Here is a 14865-nt window from a genome sequence, read left to right as displayed (position 1 = left end):
TTCCCCGCCCGGGCGTGGTGGGGCGGGGCCCGGGGCCGCCTAAGCTGCCCCCCGCGCGGGTTATCCCCGTCACCCGCCGATACGTGTACCCGCCCCCCGCCCGCGCCCCCCCAAGCGCGGGGCCCGCCGCCGCACTCGCGGCCTACGGCCGCCTGACCGTCGAGCACAACGACCTGTTCCCCGGGCACGTCTTCGCCACCGGCGGATACCTGTTCGACTGGGGCGATGCGGTGATCACCCATCCGTTCCTGTCCGCACGCACACTCGCAGACCCGCATCGCGAGGACTATTTCGACGCCTGGCGTGCCGTGAGCACCGTCACCGCGGCCGAGATCGCCCTCGCCGAACGCCTGGCACCGCTCACCGCGCTGTACCCCTTCCTCGGCTTCGACACCTCCCCCGGAGCACCCGCCGGGCACTTCGCGCCGTTCGTCGCCGAGCTGGTGGACCAGCTACGGGACAACTTCGCCTGACGCCCCGAGGCATCCGCAGCGTCAACCACGGGAACGGCACTCCGCTCCGATCGGTGGCAGACTCGGTATCCGACCGAGAATGAACGAGTAGAGGGAACAGATGTCGCAGAGCCGTTGGATGACTCGCGGGGCGCTGGGCGCGGCCGGGATGGCCGCCGTTGCACTGATCGCCGGATGTGGGGGCGGCACGCCCGGATCGCCGGAGTCCGACGGGTCCGGCGCATCGGCAACCACCACCGCACGCGGCAGCGGGTCGGCCACCGCGACCGCCACCACGACCCCGGGCGCCGTCGACGTGCCCGACCAGGCCGCCAAGGCGCTGTGCGACAAGATCCAGCCGCAGCTGTCGGACTGGCGGGTGCAGGGGCCGACGCTGGGCCGGGTCGCGTGGAACATCACCGTCCACGAGTGGGCGGCCCAGAACGGCGGTATCAACGGGCGCGTGCTCGCCGACAAGGCGGTCGTCGACCGGATCACGACCGCGAGCTGCTCGGACGTCCGCACCCAGGCGCTGCAGGCGCTGGAGCTGCCGGACCTGGCCTCGGGGATCGCCTTCTGATGCGCACGCTGTACCCGCCCCTGGAACCGCACCGCGAGGGCCTGCTCGACGTCGGCGACGGCCAGCGGATCTACTGGGAGGAGAGCGGCAATCCCACCGGTAAGCCCGTGGTGTTCCTGCACGGCGGGCCCGGCGGCGGCACCGCACCCTTCCACCGGCAGTTCTTCGACCCGCAGGCCTATCGGATCGTGCTGTTCGACCAGCGCGGCTGTGGCCGGTCCACCCCGCACATCGCCGACGGCGCGAGCCTCGAGACCAACACCACGTGGCATCTGGTCGCCGATATCGAGAAACTGCGAACGCATCTGGGCATCGAGCGGTGGCAGGTGTTCGGCGGCTCCTGGGGTTCCACGCTGGCGCTGGCCTACGCCCAGACCCATCCGGACCGGGTGACCGAGCTGGTGCTGCGCGGCATATTCCTGTTGCGGCGCAAGGAGATCGACTGGTACTACAACGGCTCGGCCGGGTACGTCTATCCTGACCAGTGGGAAAAGTTCTTGGCCCCGGTGCCGGAACCGGACCGTCAGGGAGATCTCGTGAGTGCCTACCACCGGCTGCTGCACTCCCCCGATCCCGAGGTCGCCACCGCGGCAGCCGTCGCCTGGTCGACCTGGGAGGGGGCGACGAGTTCGCTACTGCCGCAACCCGATCGGGTCGCCGAGACGGCGGAGCCCCGGTTCGCGCTGGCCTTCGCGCGCATCGAGAACCACTATTTCGTCAACGGCGGCTTCCTCGACGACGGCCAGCTGCTGCGCGATATCGACCGCATCGCCCACATCCCCGCCGTGATCGTGCAGGGCCGCCACGACATCGTGTGCCCCGCGGTCAGCGCGTGGGACCTGCACCGGGCGTGGCCGACCTCGACGCTGCACCTGGTCGGCGACGCCGGTCACGCCGCCAGTGAGCCCGGCATCACCCACCATCTGGTGGAGGCCACCGACAAGTTCCGGAGCACCTGATGAGCACGACGACAACCGGCCCCGCCCTCCGCGCCGCCCTCGACGCCGACGTGGGCCGGTTGTTGTCGGCCGAACCCGAAGTGCGCGAAGACCTTCCGGACTCGGTGCATCAGATGCGAGTCGCGACCCGGCGGCTGCGCAGCGTGCTGCGCTCGTACCGGAAGATGTTCCACCGCACCCGGATCGACGAACTCCGCGACGAACTGCGCTGGCTGGCGGGCCTGCTCGGGGTGGCGCGCGACGCGGAGGTGCGCGCGGAACGGTTCGCCGCGCTCCTCGAGCAGCAGCCCGCCGAGGAGCGGCGGGCCTGCCGGTCGCTGGTCGCCGAGGAACGCGCCAGATACACCGAGGCGCACCGGGAGATCCTCCAGGCACTCGACGGTGCCCGCTACGCGCGCCTGCGCAAGCGGGTGCAGGCCCTGCGGAGCGACCCTCCGCTGCGCGGCAAGCGGGCACGGGCCGACGCGGCCCGGCAATTCTCCGGGGTGCTGCGCGACGACTTCCGCCGCCTGCGCGGCCTGGTGGCCGAAGAGCCCGGCACGGAGGATCCCGACCGCATCGAGCACCTGCACGAAATCCGCAAGTCCGCCAAGCGGCTACGGTATTCCGCCGATGCCGCCGTCGCGGTGCTCGACGGCCCGGCCGTCGAATTGTCCGCCCGCGCCAAGAAGCTGCAGAGCGTCCTGGGCGACCACCGCGACGCCGTCGAGGCCATGGACACCATCCACGCCCGCGCCACCGCCGCAGCCTCCCGAGGCACCGACACCACCGCCTACACCCACCTCTACGAGGCCGAATCCGCCGCCGCCCGCAAGGCCCTCGACCAATACCCCGCCGCAGCAGCCTTCCTCCGCCACAACTACGGCGACTGACCCGACTCCCCGGGGTGGTCGGGGGTGGGGAACTGGAAGAGGACTGTGCGGCTGGTGGGGTCGGATTCGACGAGGCGGATGCGGACGCGTCGGCCTTCCGGGGGTGAGCCGGTGCATTTGGCGAGAACCGGAGGGTCGGCGACGAAGACCTCGGCGCGGCGGGTGCCGTTGCCCTCGCGCACGACGATGGCGTCGAAATCGGCGCCGAGGCGGTCGGCGAGCACGGTGGATTCGGTGAGGTCCAGGCAGGCGCGTTCGAGTCTGCCCGCGAGAGCGTCGCTGCGGCGCATCGACTCGGCGACCGGGGCCAGACCCGCGCGGACCCACTCCGGGACCGGCGTGCCCGCGCAGCGGGCCAGGCAGATCTCGGTGACGAAGCGGTCGGCCAGGCGGCGCAGCGGGGCGGTCGCGTGGGCGTAGGGGGCGCCGATCCCGCTGTGCTGCACCACATCCGGGATCTCACCCGCGAGGACGGTGTAGCTCGCGCCGCGCAGCAGGCCGGTGGCCTCCGACATCAGCACCAGGGCCGCGGGCGAGTTGGGGTCCATGCCCGCGAGCATGCGGCCGACCGGGGCGTCGGCGGGCCAGTCGAGTCCGAGGGCGGCGGCGGTGCGGCGAATGGAGTCGATCGCCGACTGCGGCGGCGCGGGCATGGTGCGCAGCAGGCCGATCGGCGCGAAGGGAGCGTCGGCACCGATTCCCAAGTCCCCCAGCATGATTCGGGCCGCGCAGATGCCGGTCAGCAGGGACACCTGTTCGTTCCAGTCGTCGGCCGCGGTGCGCGGTTCGACGATCAGCTGCCAGTGCTCGGTGCCGTCGGGCGCGTGATTGCGTCCGTCGCGCACCACGGTCTGGGCGGGCAGCCGCAGCCCGATCGCGCCGCGGGCCAGCCCGGCCTCGATGCGCAGCCGCCCGAATTCGGGCAGCGCGGCGATCGAGGGGTGCAGGCGACCGGCGTCGGCGTCGCCCTGGACGCCCGCGTAGTCGAGCCGGGCCCGCGAGCGCACCAGCGCCCGGGTCACCGAGAATCGGATCGGCTCGGCCCGTTCGTCGCATTCGATGGTCCACAGCGCGGCCGGTCGGTCCCGATCCGGCAGCAGGCTGCCCGATCCCTCCGACAGCACCGGCGGATGCAGCGGCACGGTGCCGTCGGGCATGTAGAAAGTCTGTCCCCGGGCCAGTGATTCGCGGGCGAGCGCCCCGCCGGGGTCGATGACCGCACCCACGTCCGCGATCGCGTACTGCAGCAGGAAGCCGGTGGGGGTGCGTTCGAGATACAGCGCCTGGTCCAGATCCGGTGCGCCGGGCGGGTGGGGCGGGACCCACCCGCGGTGGGGGGGGGCGGCCCCGCGGGGGGCCCGCCCCGCCGGGGGCCGGGGGGGGGGGCCCCCCCCCCCCGCCGCCGCCCCCCCCCCCCCCCCCCGGCCCGAATTCGGTTCGCACGGCGCCGAAATCGACCGGCGCCGACACGATCCTCTGATGGAGCTCCACGCGGATGCGCTGAAACTACTGCAGCGCCAGCATGGTGCCGCTCAACCTGTCGAACGGCCCGTACACGGTGAACACCACACGCCCGTCCGGGTACTGCGAGGACAGACCCGACGCCGCGTCGAGCGCCTGCCCGAACGACGCCGCCGACGGGTGCGGCAGGCCCGAGAGCGCCTGCCCGATGCGATTCTGGTGCACCCACTGGGTGTCACCGTGGTTCAGATCGACCTGCATCCCACCGGGCAGCGGGGTAACCGCGACCGCGTTAGCGGACCCGGCCCCCAGGACACCCAAAACCGAAGCAGCACCGGCGATCAGCGCACCGGCAACCAGCTTGCGAACTACTCGCATAGAGACAGAACCTGCTTTCCGACGTTCGTTGACACCCACAGCCCCGTTACCACCCCCAGCAACGGAACTTTCCAACGCGCAACACTTTATGACGTCGATCACCCATCCGGCCAGTTACCGACGGAACACCGCCTCGGACAGGCCGCCTGCTACGGCTTCCGTGCCGCTCATGGCCGAATTCCGCGAAGTTACAGGGGCGTGTCGGTCGCTTCGATGGCATGCGGAGCCCGAAGACCTGCGGCCTAGGATAGACCCCCAGGGAGGAACCGGGCGGTCGACTTTCAACCCCTTCGAGGCTACTCGGAAGCGGTATCGAGGGTAGCGCCCACCCCGGCCGCAACCCACGAGCAAGTCGCGCGGCCCGCAATACCCCCCGCGATCAAGAGCCGACAGCTATGACATATGGGACAAGTGGGCAGCTTCCAGACAGAACGGACGGCCGAGTCCGTCCAGCCATCCGGAAGCTTCCGCCGACGGCAGCAACGTTCGCGAGCCCACCACGCCCGCGCCGGACACCCACCGGGGCCGATCCCCCGCACAACGGCCGATTTCCGCCGGTCGTGCGCGGGCCCGCACGCGCTGTTACTGTGGCGCGCGCTAGTCATCGTCCCCATCGTCGAGAAATAAGGGAGTTCCGCACCGTATGTCGTCCATCGTCTACGACTACCTGTTGCCGCTGCTCGGCCCCGAGCAGGCCGCCTACTGGGCCCAGATTCTCGTGATCAACCCCGCCGGCTGACGACGTCCCGGCTCCACGGCGGTACCCGACACGGGTGCCGCCGTTGCTGTCTCGGGAGAGTCTCCCGGTTCTCAGGCGGCGCGGTGACGGAAACGTCCGGGCGCCGTGCCGAATTCGCGCTTGAAGGCCTTGGCGAAGGCGTATTCGGAGGTGTAGCCGCAGCGGGCGGCGACCACCCGCAGCGTCTCGTCGGTATCGCGCAGCAGGCGCGCCGCCACGGTCATCCGCCACCACGTCACATACGCCTGCGGGCTCACCCCGACGGTGGCGGTGAAGCGGTCCGCGAACGTCGAGCGGGACAGACCCGCCTGCGCACCAAGCGATTTCACCGTCCACGGCGCGGCGGGATCGCGATGGACGGCCTGCAGCGCCGCGCGGATCGCGCCGTCGCGCAGTGCGGCGCTCCATCCCGAGGTGCCGGGCTGCTCCTGATGCCACGCCCGCAACAGGTAGAGCAGCAACACCTCCAGCAATGCGGAGATCGCTCCGGACCCGCCCGGCGCATCGGTATCCAGCTCCCGTCCGAGTAGTTCGATCGCGCCGCGCAGCGACGGGTGCCGCCCGAGCCGGGCGGGCAGGTGGACGACATCGGGCAGCTCGGCCAGCAGCGGATGCACGCGGCTCTGATCCAGACGGTAAGCGCCACACAGCAATACGGTCACCGGGCCCGTCGATGTCGTGGCCGCGGGCTGCCAGGTCGGTCCGTCGGCCGACGGCTCCGCGTCCGCCAGCGGGGTGTCCGGGCTGTCGGCGAGCGCATGGCCGAGCTCGCGGGGCAGGAACACCACATCGCCGACCTCGAGGTGAATCGGCGTGCCCCGCACCGGAATCAGCCAGCACGACCCCTGCAGCACCACGTGGAAACCGGCACCCTCCTGCGGCGCGAAGCGCACGCCCCACGGCGCGCGGTTCTCCGTGCGGGACGAGTGCGGTGTGCCGATGCGCATGGCCGCGACGGCATCGCTGAGAACATCCACGGTCCGATAGTACCGGCAGATTCGCCGATCCCGGACGATCGGACATCTTCTCCGGCACAGTGGATATGGAGCGTCCGGACAACCGTGCGTAGCGTCCATTTCTGAGCCGACACCCCGTCGGACCTCCTCGAACGACTACGGAGTGGTCACCCATGAGAATTGCCGTCTACGGCGCCACCGGATTCACCGGAGGGTTCGCCGTCGCCGAAGTGCATCGCCGCGGTATCGATCCGGTACTCGTCGGCCGCGACGCCGCGCGGCTGCGTGCCGCCGCCGCGGCGGCGGGCATCCCGGAGCCCGATATCCGCATCGCCGGACTCGACGACATCCCCACGCTGGCAACCGCATTCGCCGGATGCGCGGCCGTGGTGAACTGCGCCGGGCCGTTCGCGCGGTGGGGTGAGCCGGTCGTCCGCGCGGCCATCGCCGCCGGATGCCACTACGTCGACACCTCCGGCGAACAGCACCACATCCACGACGTCCTGCGGCGGCTCGGCCCCGAGGCGGAGCGCGCGGGGATCACCGTGGTCCCGGCCCTGGCCGACGACGGCGGGCCGGGAGATCTGATCGCCCACCTCACCGCCGCGCGCCTGCCCGCCGTCGACGAGCTGATCATCGCCGATCTGCGCCTGCCCGGCGGCGTCACCCGCGGCACCGCCCGCTCGATGGCCGGGGTCTTCGATCGGCGGCCGCTCGAGTACTCCGACGGCGACTGGCGCCCGGCGAGCGACTCCGCGCCGCGGCCGATCGTCCCGCCCGGGGAGCCGAACCCGGTGCGGGTCAGCGGATTCGCGCTGCCCGGCGTGGTCACCATTCCCCGCCACGTCCGTACCCGGGCGGTCCGCGGCGTCGTCCGCGCCGAACTCGCCGAACTCTTGACGAGCCTGACCCCCGAGGTCGTCGACACGGTCCCGATCGCCATCGACGAGCAGACGCGCCGCACGAGCCGGTGGCTGATGCTGGCCGAGGCATCCTCCCCCGACGGCACCCACGCCCGCGGCTGGGTCACCGGCACCGACGGCTACCGCCTCACCGCCGTGATAGCCGTCGAGGGCGCGCAACGCCTCGCCACCTGCACCGCCCCCACGGGCACCCGCACCCCCTCCGAGGCATTCGCCCCGGCGGACTTCCTCGACGCCCTGAAGGCCGAGGACGTGGATTGGCAGGTGGAACTCACCACCTAGGGGGCTCGGTCCTGGAGAACCTTCACCAGGTGGTCGGCGAAGTCGGCCGGGTGGGTGACGTAGCCGAGGTGGTGGCCCGGGAACTCCACGGTCGGCAGGGTCAGGCGTTGGGCGAGAACGGCATTCGGGCGGGCGGCGAAGGCATCGCCGGATTCCGTGCCGACGGCGAGTACGAGCTTGGCCGCCGCGCGCCGCAACGCCTCGAGATCGAGTTCGTGGCGCGGGAAACGGCCGAGTTCCTGATCCATCCACAGCCGTAGATTCCGGCGGATGCGCTCCTGCTGCTGGGACGGTCCGGCCCCGGTGGGAGCCTGTAACCCGACCCCGGCGGCGAATTTCGCCATCGCCGCCGCCGAGCCCTGCTGCCGGTCGGCCGCGCGGACGTCGTCGAAGAAGGCGAACCACCGCGCGGCGTCCGGGAGCAGGCTCGCCAGCGGTGGCTCGTGCGCCACCAGCGCGCGGACCCGCTCGGGATGGCGGACGAGCAGTTCGAGGGCGACGATCGCGCCCGAGCTGCTGCCCAGCACGGCGGCGGGCTCGGCGGCCAGATGCGACAGCAGCCGCGCGGCGTCGTCGGCGTCCAGCTCCACCCGCCGCTGCGGGTCGCCCTCGCACGGGCTGCGCGAAAAGCCGCGCCGGTCATAGGAAACCACGGTGTACCGCTCGGCGAGCAGCGCGGCGACGGGACCGAAGACGCCCGCGTCCCCGTTGCCGCCGGGAATGAGCAGCAGCACCGGGCCGCTGCCACGGACCTCGTAGTACAGCGTGGCCCCCGGCACGGCCAGGGTGTGAGAGGTGGGCACGTCCATCGGGAACTCCCAGTGCATGAGGGTCAGCTGCCGCAGCGCATCCCGGACGAAAGGCAGGATGGTGGTGGAGTTCTCGGCCTCGACCCAGCGCGCGGCGGCCACGTCGAGCGCCGCCGCGACCGCGCCCGCCGCCACGCGCGGATACATGTCGGCGGCGGCCGTCCGCCCGGTGCGCTCGGCGATCGCGGCCGCCAGCGACTCCTGGATCAGGGCCTGCGCCCGGCGGTATTCCCCCTGCAGCGCAGGGTGTTTCGTGATCAGCCGGACGCCCGCCATCCAGGTGCGGTGGGAGATGTCGCTGTCGTCGAATTCGCGCAGCACCGCGTGGATGATCGCCGACCACAGCGGTTCGGTCACCGGACGCTCCCGCAGCGCCGCGGCGATGCGCCGCGCCTGGTCCACGGCGATCGAGCAGATGGCCTCGGACTTGCTCGCGAAGTAGTTGTTGAACGTCCGCGGCGACACCTCGGCGGCCGCCGCGATGTCCTCGACGAGGACGTTCTCCAGCCCCCGCTCCATCGCGAGCCCGATCGCGGCGCAGCCCAGCGCCCGCTGGGTCGCCAGCTTCTTCCGTTCCCGCAGCCCCGGTGCGAAGGCCATAACCCACCGTACGCGCGAATGTGCGTGTCCCGCATATTTTCTGGCCGCGCAAATTGCCGGGCAACCTCGGAACTGACCACAGCCCCGAAAGCACCGAATCCGGCCTACATCGAGATTGCAATTCGAACGCAGGCCGGATTAGACCCTGTAACGCACCCAACCACCCTGTGCCGCACCGTGATACGCGGCAACCTTCGGTACCGTAGGCCACCATCAACCCCCAACCTGGAACTCCCTCGCGCCCTGGCGAATTGACGCCGTAGCCGGGCACCGGGCAGACCGAGCCGTTCGTGATATGTAAACGAAATATGGCCGCCACCAACTCATTCGGGCGTTCGTCAGAGTGCTCCGATTGTCGGACCATCCGAGTAACGTGGCAGTTACCAGCGCCCCACCGGTGAGCGGGGCCGAGTTCCAAAGGCGGAAGGGCAGTGTCGAACATCGACGAACGTATCCGGATGGCGGTGGAATGGCTGCGCAGCAGCCAGATCCCGCACCTCAGCGGCGGCGCGGGCTGGGGCTGGATTCCCGATGTGCCACCCAACCCGCAGAACACCGCCGAGGTGGTGTGCATGCTGCACCGCGCCGGCTGCGAGATCCCCCGCCCCGAGAAGGTCGCCGCCCTGGTCCGAATGACGGTGGTGCAGCGCCCCGTTGGCGACGAGTGGTACTTCCGCACCCCCATCGACGTGGCCTGGCGGGTGCGGGCCCTGCGCTGCCTGGGCGTCGAGGAGTCCGATTCCGGTGTGGTCGAGGGCATCCGATCCCTGCTGGACCAGCAGGACTCCGAGACCGGCGGCTGGCGGATGTCCGGGTTTCTGGGCCCGGTGTCGATCACCGCGACCGCGGCGGCGGTGCTGGCGCTGATCGCCGACGGCGCCTTCGACGGCGAACGGCAGCAGGCGATCTCGCACGGCATCGCCTACCTGGTGTCCGCGGTGTACCAGGAGCCGCGGACACTGCCCATGTACGCGGCCGCGCACATCGCGAGCGTGCTGTCGCGCCCGGAGATCGTCGCCATCGGCGACAAGCGCGCCGAACGCGCCTGCGAGCTGGCGGTGCAGCGGCTGATGACCGGCCTGCGCCGCTCCGAATGCGAGATCGAGACCGAGATCTTCCGCCGCGACGACCTCGTCGACACCTGGCGCCACATCACCCTGCACCTGGCCATCGGCGCGGTGGTGGCCGCCGACAGCCGCACCATCTTCGATCCCGCGGTCCGCGCCGCCATGGTCGAGCTGCTGGATATGCAGGAGGTGGACGCGCTGGCCATCTACCGGGGTGGATTCCGCATCTCGGCCGAGGGCCCGGTCACCTCCTACGCCACCACCCAGGCGCTGGAGGCCCTGCTGCAGGTCCGGCCCGCGATCAACGAGCGGGTCAATCCGGCGAAGGTCTACGACGAGATCTGCCGCGCCGACGGCGCCCACCACACCGACCCGCAGACGGTGGCGACGCTGCGCGGCCGTCCCATGCTGATGAATTCGTCCGCGGGCGAGGTGCTGCTGGTGGTCGGGGCCGCGGCGGGCGCGACCGTCTTCGGACTCGGCTTCGGCTTCGACGACGACCTCGGCAAGATCGCCAGCCGCGCGCTGGTGGTGTGGGGCACGCTGCTGATCGCCCTCGGCACCTTCTGCGGGCTCGCGACCCGATTCCCGCGGCTGCCGAAGCGGCGGGTGGCCGCCTCCGTATTCGCCGCGTTCACCGCGCTGGTGCTGCCGGTGATCTCTTTCCTGCTCACCTAGTGTCGTGACCGCGCCGCTGGCTCCACTCACCCTGATGGTGGCCGTGACCTGCCTGTGGGGCACCTCCAGCGCGCTGCTGGCCGCGCTCGCGGCGCCCGCCACGGCGGGGTTGGTGGCGCTGGGCGGCGCGGTGACGCTGCTGGTGCTCGCGCGGCTGTGCGGGGAGCGGCCGTGGGACACGCTCACCGCCCAGCCCGCGCTGTACGCCCGGCTGGGCGCGCTGGAGGCGGCGAACCTGGCGCTGTACGTGGCCGCGCTGCGGATCGGCCCGCTGCCGGTGGTGGTCGCCCTGCACCTGACCGCGCCCGTGCTGATCATCACCGTCGCCCTGCTGCGCGGGCGGCGACCGCCCACCGTGCCGGTGCTGCTCGAGCTGATCCTGGTCGCGGTGGCGATCTGGCTGGTCACCGGCCGCCCGCCCGCCGGGGCCGGGGCGAGTTCGGCGGTGCTCGGCTGCCTGCTGGCGCTGGCGAGCGCGGGCTGCGTGGCGGCGCTGGTCAGCCTGATCGCGCGCAAGGCCACGGCGAACAACACGATCACCTCGGCCGGACTGCAGCTGCTGCTGGCCGGGACCGCGGGCAGCCCGCTGCTGGCGCTCGAACCGCCCAGCGCGGTGGTGGCGGCCGAGCTGGCCGCGCTCGGCGCCCTGCTGCTCGGTCCCGGTTTCGCGCTCTACTGGCAGGCCCTGCGCCGGCTGGACGCGGCGACGGCCAGCATCATCGGACTCAACGAGGCGGTGGTGGCGGCGCTGGTCGGCGCGCTGTGCACCGGCACCCGGCTCACCACCGCGACGGTCGGCGCGGGTGTTCTCATTCTGCTGGCGGTCGGGCTAGAGCAACGGTCGGCGCCTCGACGTCATGTGCCGCCCTGACGAATCCGGCGCAGGCCGACTGGTCCTTGTCGCCGCCGCGGTCGTCCACGCCGGAGTTGACGTCGACCCAGGAGGGCCGCACCGCGTCGATCGCCGCCCGGACATTGCGCGGGTTGAGGCCCCCGGCCAGCATCACCGGGAAGTCCGGCCCGGCGAGCTTGTCGACGATGGCGGCGCTGATCGTCCAGTCGTGGGTGCGGCCCGTGCCGCCGAGGCGGTCCGCCGACCGCGAATCCAGCACGATCCCGTCGCAGTCGGGGGCCACCGCCACCGCCGTGCCGATCGCGTGCGGCCCGGTGACGTGCACCGCGCGGATCACCCGCCGACCGGCGGCGCCCGCCCGCACCGCGCGGACCGTGTCGAGGGTGATCAGGCCGTGCAGCTGGATGCAGTCCACCTCGATGTAATCGGCCAGCCGCAGCACCTCGCCGGCGTCGGTGAGGTGGGTGACCAGCACGCGATCCATCGCCGCGGGCACCAGCCGCGACAGCCGGCGCGCATGCTCCGCGGAGAGCACGTCCTCGCTGAAATGGGTTGTGCCCGAGATGAATCCGGCCGCGTCGGCGTCAGCCGCGACCACGGCCCGGAGATCGGATTCGCTCCGGATGCCGCAAATCTTCGCTCGGACGTTGATCATCCGGCACACGATACTGCCTAGTCTGTGCCGCATCCGGCGGGCTAACGCCGGAGAAGGATCGCTTGTAACTACCGGCGCCAGGCACCGGACCGCCCGGAGCGGCCGTGACGACCGGCTTCCGGTGCCGACGGATTTCACCGCGCGGCCGCGTCGACGTTGATGCATGCCCCCTCAGTATGGATACCCGGGGGCCCCGAGGGATATCACGCTCTGATCACACCCGAGACACGACTTCACCCCCCGATCCGATTAGCCTGCCCGTCGCTGTGGGCTACTCGGGGCCGCTTCCCGATCCTGCCCGTCGCTGTGGGCCACTCCCCATACTGCGCCTGTCCCGCAGGCGTCGGCGAGACCCCGAACTCGAGGGAGTGACCGCGGGTGGGGACGAGTCGGTCTGTAAGCCGGATCCTGTCCCAGCGTGCGCTGGGGGCGACCATCCATCTGGGTGCACCGTCGCCGGGCACCTCGAGCGGCCCACCCGCAGGCTCGGGCGAGCAGCCCTCGAACGCCTGCGCAGCCGCACTCCGGGGAGTGCGGCCTTCGACCTTGCTCCGGGCGGGGTTTACCGAGCCGCCCCGGTCACCCGGGGCGCTGGTGCGCTCTTACCGCACCGTTTCACCCTTACCGGCGCTCGCGCGCCGGCGGTCTGTTTTCTGTGGCACTGTCCCGCGGGTCACCCCGGGTTGCCGTTAACAACCGCCCTGCTCTGTGGAGTCCGGACTTTCCTCGGCGGCAGGCGGCGGCACAGCCGTGCCCGTTCCTGCCGACGCGGTCGCCCGACCGACTCGTCCGGTCCATTGTGCCGTCCGCCCGGCGCGCCGGGCCCGCGACCCCCGGTGCGCCGCCGATATCGCGGCTATCTGCGCGGGCCGCGGCGCCGCGACGGGCGGCGGTGCCTTCGCCCCCGTCCGGCGTGACATGATCGCGGCGGCAGAACGGCAGAGGAGGCAGCGTGGCGTTCGGCGACTACCAGAACGAGATCTACTTCAACGGCCTGCGCGGGGTCGTCCCCGCGCTGCCGCTCACCTGTGCCGAGCTGCACACCTCACACCTGACGCCGTCCGAAACGTTCATTACCGAACCGAAAAAGATTAGGGATCCAGGTCGCGGGCCGATTCCGCAACGCAGTACGGTATTCGGCCATGGAGCGTGTCGAGGTGGGGTTCCCGTCGGGAAGCGAACAGTGTGCAGCGTGGCTCTATCGCCCGGACGGTCCGCCCAAGCCGCGGCCGCTGGTGCTCATGGCACACGGTCTGGGGGCCGATCGGGAAATGGGCCTGGACAGGTACGCGCGCCGGTTCGTCCACAGCGGCATGGGCGTGCTGGTCTTCGACTACCGGCATTTCGGGGGTAGCGGGGGCACGCCGCGGCGGCTGATCAACATCGGCCGCCAGCGCGAGGACTGGCGGGCCGCGATCGCCTTCGCCCGCACGCTGCGCGGCTTCGACGCCACCCGAATCGCCCTGTGGGGCACGTCCTTCGGCGGCGGGCACGTGCTGTCGATCGCGCACGAGGACGACTACCTGGCCGCCGTGGTCGCCCAGTGCCCGTTCACCAGCGGCTGGGCCTCGGCGCGCGCGAAGGGGCCGATCAGCCTGATCAAGACCGGCACCGTGGCGACCACCGACCTGCTGATCGGCCCGATCCGGCGCAAACCGGTCGGCGTGCGGCTGGCCGGGCGCAAGCGGTCCTCGGCGCTGATGAGCGCCTCCGACGTGCCGGAGGGATTCGGCCGGCTGGCCGAGGAGAGCGAGCAGTACCAGCCGAAGGTCGCCGCCCGCATCGGCCTGTCGACGCTGTTCGATTCCCCGTGGCGGCGCACCAGGGGCATCAAGGTGCCGGTGATGTACGCGATCTGCGACAACGATTCGGTCGCGCCCGTCGGCCCGACGCTCAAGGCCGCCGAACGCACCAAGCACGCCGTCGTGAAGCGTTATCCCATCGGGCATTTCGACATCTACTTCGACGACTGGTTCGAGAAGGCGGTCTACGATCAGGCCGAATTCCTGGTCTCGGTGCTGCGGCCCTAGCGGGATTCTCACGCGCCGTTCGATTGCCGGGCCGGGCCGGTGCGAGGCACGATCGGATCATGATCGTACGACAGGTCGGCGCCGAGGACTGGCGGGTCGTGCGGGCCGCGCGGCTGGGTGCGCTCGCCGGATCCGCCCCCGGGACCTTCGCGAACTCGTACGACGAGGCCGCGCTGTGGGACGAGCGACGCTGGCGGCAATGGGCCGGGGGCCGGACGCTGTTCGTCGCGGAGTCCGGCGGCGATGTGCTCGGCTGTGCGGGCGGACTGCTCGAGGACGACCTCGCCGTGCTGGTGTCGATGTTCGTCGCGGCGGCCGCCCGGGGCACCGGGACGTCGGACCGGCTGATCGAGACGGTCGCGGACTGGGCGCGCGCGGGCGGGCATGCGGAACTGCGGCTGTGGGTGCTCGACGGCAATACTCCCGCGGAAAAGCTGTATCGCAGAAGGGGTTTCGCGCCCACAGGTCGGCGCAGGCCGAATTCTCCCGACGACCCGCGCATCGAATACGAGATGGCCCGGGCACTGTAGCCGCACTGACATTTCCGGCACGCTCTCGGCCGGAATCCACT

13 protein-coding genes, 1 other RNA gene and 1 pseudogene are annotated in these 14865 nt (G+C 71.4%); 9 read left to right on the top strand and 6 right to left on the bottom strand.

Going from position 1 to position 14865, the window contains the following annotated elements; all coding sequences use genetic code 11:
* The 4 genes from QH290_RS17750 to QH290_RS17735 form a co-directional block, all read left to right on the top strand.
* On the top strand, positions 1-473 hold a 473-nt coding region (locus tag QH290_RS17750), incomplete at its 5' end, for a hypothetical protein (protein ID WP_280384009.1).
* Positions 474-573: 100 nt separating this feature from the next.
* Positions 574-1032 (top strand): hypothetical protein, encoded by a 459-nt coding sequence (locus tag QH290_RS17745; protein ID WP_280266135.1) that lies wholly within the window; start codon positions 574-576, stop codon positions 1030-1032.
* Positions 1032-1991 (top strand): prolyl aminopeptidase, encoded by a 960-nt coding sequence (pip, locus tag QH290_RS17740; RefSeq protein WP_280384007.1) that lies wholly within the window; start codon positions 1032-1034, stop codon positions 1989-1991. The genes QH290_RS17745 and pip overlap by 1 nt, the downstream gene beginning before the upstream one ends.
* A complete protein-coding gene (locus tag QH290_RS17735) occupies positions 1991-2863 on the top strand; it encodes a CHAD domain-containing protein (protein ID WP_280266137.1) in 873 nt (290 codons plus the stop codon). Before pip ends, QH290_RS17735 begins: the two co-directional genes overlap by 1 nt.
* Here QH290_RS17735 and QH290_RS17730 read toward each other — a convergent pair.
* The 3 genes and pseudogenes from QH290_RS17730 to QH290_RS17720 form a co-directional block, all read right to left on the bottom strand.
* Positions 2851-4354, bottom strand: a pseudogene (locus tag QH290_RS17730) (RNB domain-containing ribonuclease). The gene QH290_RS17735 and the pseudogene QH290_RS17730 sit on opposite strands and share 13 nt — an antisense overlap.
* Positions 4355-4369: 15 nt before the next feature.
* Positions 4370-4702 carry a hypothetical protein gene (locus tag QH290_RS17725; RefSeq protein WP_280263768.1) on the bottom strand — a complete coding sequence of 111 codons (333 nt, stop codon included), beginning with the start codon at positions 4700-4702 and terminating at the stop codon, positions 4370-4372.
* A gap of 810 nt (positions 4703-5512) precedes the next feature.
* Positions 5513-6418 carry an AraC family transcriptional regulator gene (locus tag QH290_RS17720; RefSeq protein ID WP_280384005.1) on the bottom strand — a complete coding sequence of 302 codons (906 nt, stop codon included), beginning with the start codon at positions 6416-6418 and terminating at the stop codon, positions 5513-5515.
* A 152-nt stretch (positions 6419-6570) separates the two neighbouring features.
* Here QH290_RS17720 and QH290_RS17715 point away from each other — a divergent pair, with 152 nt between their 5' ends.
* The gene (locus QH290_RS17715; RefSeq protein WP_280384003.1) at positions 6571-7602 is read left to right on the top strand and encodes a saccharopine dehydrogenase family protein; all 1032 of its coding nucleotides are present in this window, start codon (positions 6571-6573) and stop codon (positions 7600-7602) included.
* Here the strand turns inward: QH290_RS17715 and QH290_RS17710 are convergent.
* A complete protein-coding gene (locus QH290_RS17710; protein ID WP_280263762.1) occupies positions 7599-9011 on the bottom strand; it encodes an alpha/beta fold hydrolase in 1413 nt (470 codons plus the stop codon). The genes QH290_RS17715 and QH290_RS17710 overlap by 4 nt on opposite strands.
* Positions 9012-9442: 431 nt before the next feature.
* On the opposite strand from QH290_RS17710, the gene QH290_RS17705 reads away from it, so the two are divergent.
* Both QH290_RS17705 and QH290_RS17700 read left to right on the top strand, forming a co-directional pair.
* Positions 9443-10756 (top strand): hypothetical protein, encoded by a 1314-nt coding sequence (locus QH290_RS17705; protein WP_280263760.1) that lies wholly within the window; start codon positions 9443-9445, stop codon positions 10754-10756.
* Between the two features lie 4 nt (positions 10757-10760).
* Positions 10761-11627, top strand: coding sequence for a DMT family transporter (locus QH290_RS17700; protein ID WP_280263758.1), 867 nt, complete (start codon positions 10761-10763; stop codon positions 11625-11627).
* Here QH290_RS17700 and QH290_RS17695 read toward each other — a convergent pair.
* Positions 11566-12264, bottom strand: a complete 699-nt coding sequence (locus tag QH290_RS17695) for a phosphoribosylanthranilate isomerase (protein ID WP_280263757.1) — start codon at positions 12262-12264, stop codon at positions 11566-11568. The genes QH290_RS17700 and QH290_RS17695 overlap by 62 nt on opposite strands.
* A 381-nt stretch (positions 12265-12645) precedes the next feature.
* An RNA gene (rnpB, locus tag QH290_RS17690) (RNase P RNA component class A) lies at positions 12646-13052 on the bottom strand.
* A 354-nt stretch (positions 13053-13406) separates the two neighbouring features.
* Here rnpB and QH290_RS17685 point away from each other — a divergent pair.
* Entirely contained in the window at positions 13407-14294 is an 888-nt protein-coding gene (locus QH290_RS17685) for an alpha/beta hydrolase (protein ID WP_280384001.1), read from the top strand.
* A gap of 59 nt (positions 14295-14353) precedes the next feature.
* On the top strand, positions 14354-14824 hold the full coding sequence (locus QH290_RS17680; RefSeq protein ID WP_280383999.1) for a GNAT family N-acetyltransferase: 471 nt from the start codon (positions 14354-14356) through the stop codon (positions 14822-14824).
* The last annotated feature ends 41 nt before the right edge of the window (positions 14825-14865 follow it).

This window comes from Nocardia wallacei, from assembly GCF_029869545.1.
GTDB lineage: Bacteria > Actinomycetota > Actinomycetes > Mycobacteriales > Mycobacteriaceae > Nocardia > Nocardia wallacei_A.
Note: the sequence above shows the minus strand (reverse complement) of the source record. Positions and strands in the feature narration are given on the sequence as shown.

What these genes read in the sequence shown, in the direction of transcription:
- QH290_RS17725 (WP_280263768.1), bottom strand. Translation starts at nt 4,702, where the DNA reads ATGCGAGTAGTTCGCAAGCTGGTTGCCGGTGCGCTGATCGCCGGTGCT.
- QH290_RS17735 (WP_280266137.1), top strand. Translation starts at nt 1,991, where the DNA reads ATGAGCACGACGACAACCGGCCCCGCCCTCCGCGCCGCCCTCGACGCC.
- pip (WP_280384007.1), top strand. Translation starts at nt 1,032, where the DNA reads ATGCGCACGCTGTACCCGCCCCTGGAACCGCACCGCGAGGGCCTGCTC.
- QH290_RS17685 (WP_280384001.1), top strand. Translation starts at nt 13,407, where the DNA reads ATGGAGCGTGTCGAGGTGGGGTTCCCGTCGGGAAGCGAACAGTGTGCA.
- QH290_RS17710 (WP_280263762.1), bottom strand. Translation starts at nt 9,011, where the DNA reads ATGGCCTTCGCACCGGGGCTGCGGGAACGGAAGAAGCTGGCGACCCAG.
- QH290_RS17680 (WP_280383999.1), top strand. Translation starts at nt 14,354, where the DNA reads ATGATCGTACGACAGGTCGGCGCCGAGGACTGGCGGGTCGTGCGGGCC.
- QH290_RS17745 (WP_280266135.1), top strand. Translation starts at nt 574, where the DNA reads ATGTCGCAGAGCCGTTGGATGACTCGCGGGGCGCTGGGCGCGGCCGGG.
- QH290_RS17695 (WP_280263757.1), bottom strand. Translation starts at nt 12,264, where the DNA reads ATGATCAACGTCCGAGCGAAGATTTGCGGCATCCGGAGCGAATCCGAT.
- QH290_RS17715 (WP_280384003.1), top strand. Translation starts at nt 6,571, where the DNA reads ATGAGAATTGCCGTCTACGGCGCCACCGGATTCACCGGAGGGTTCGCC.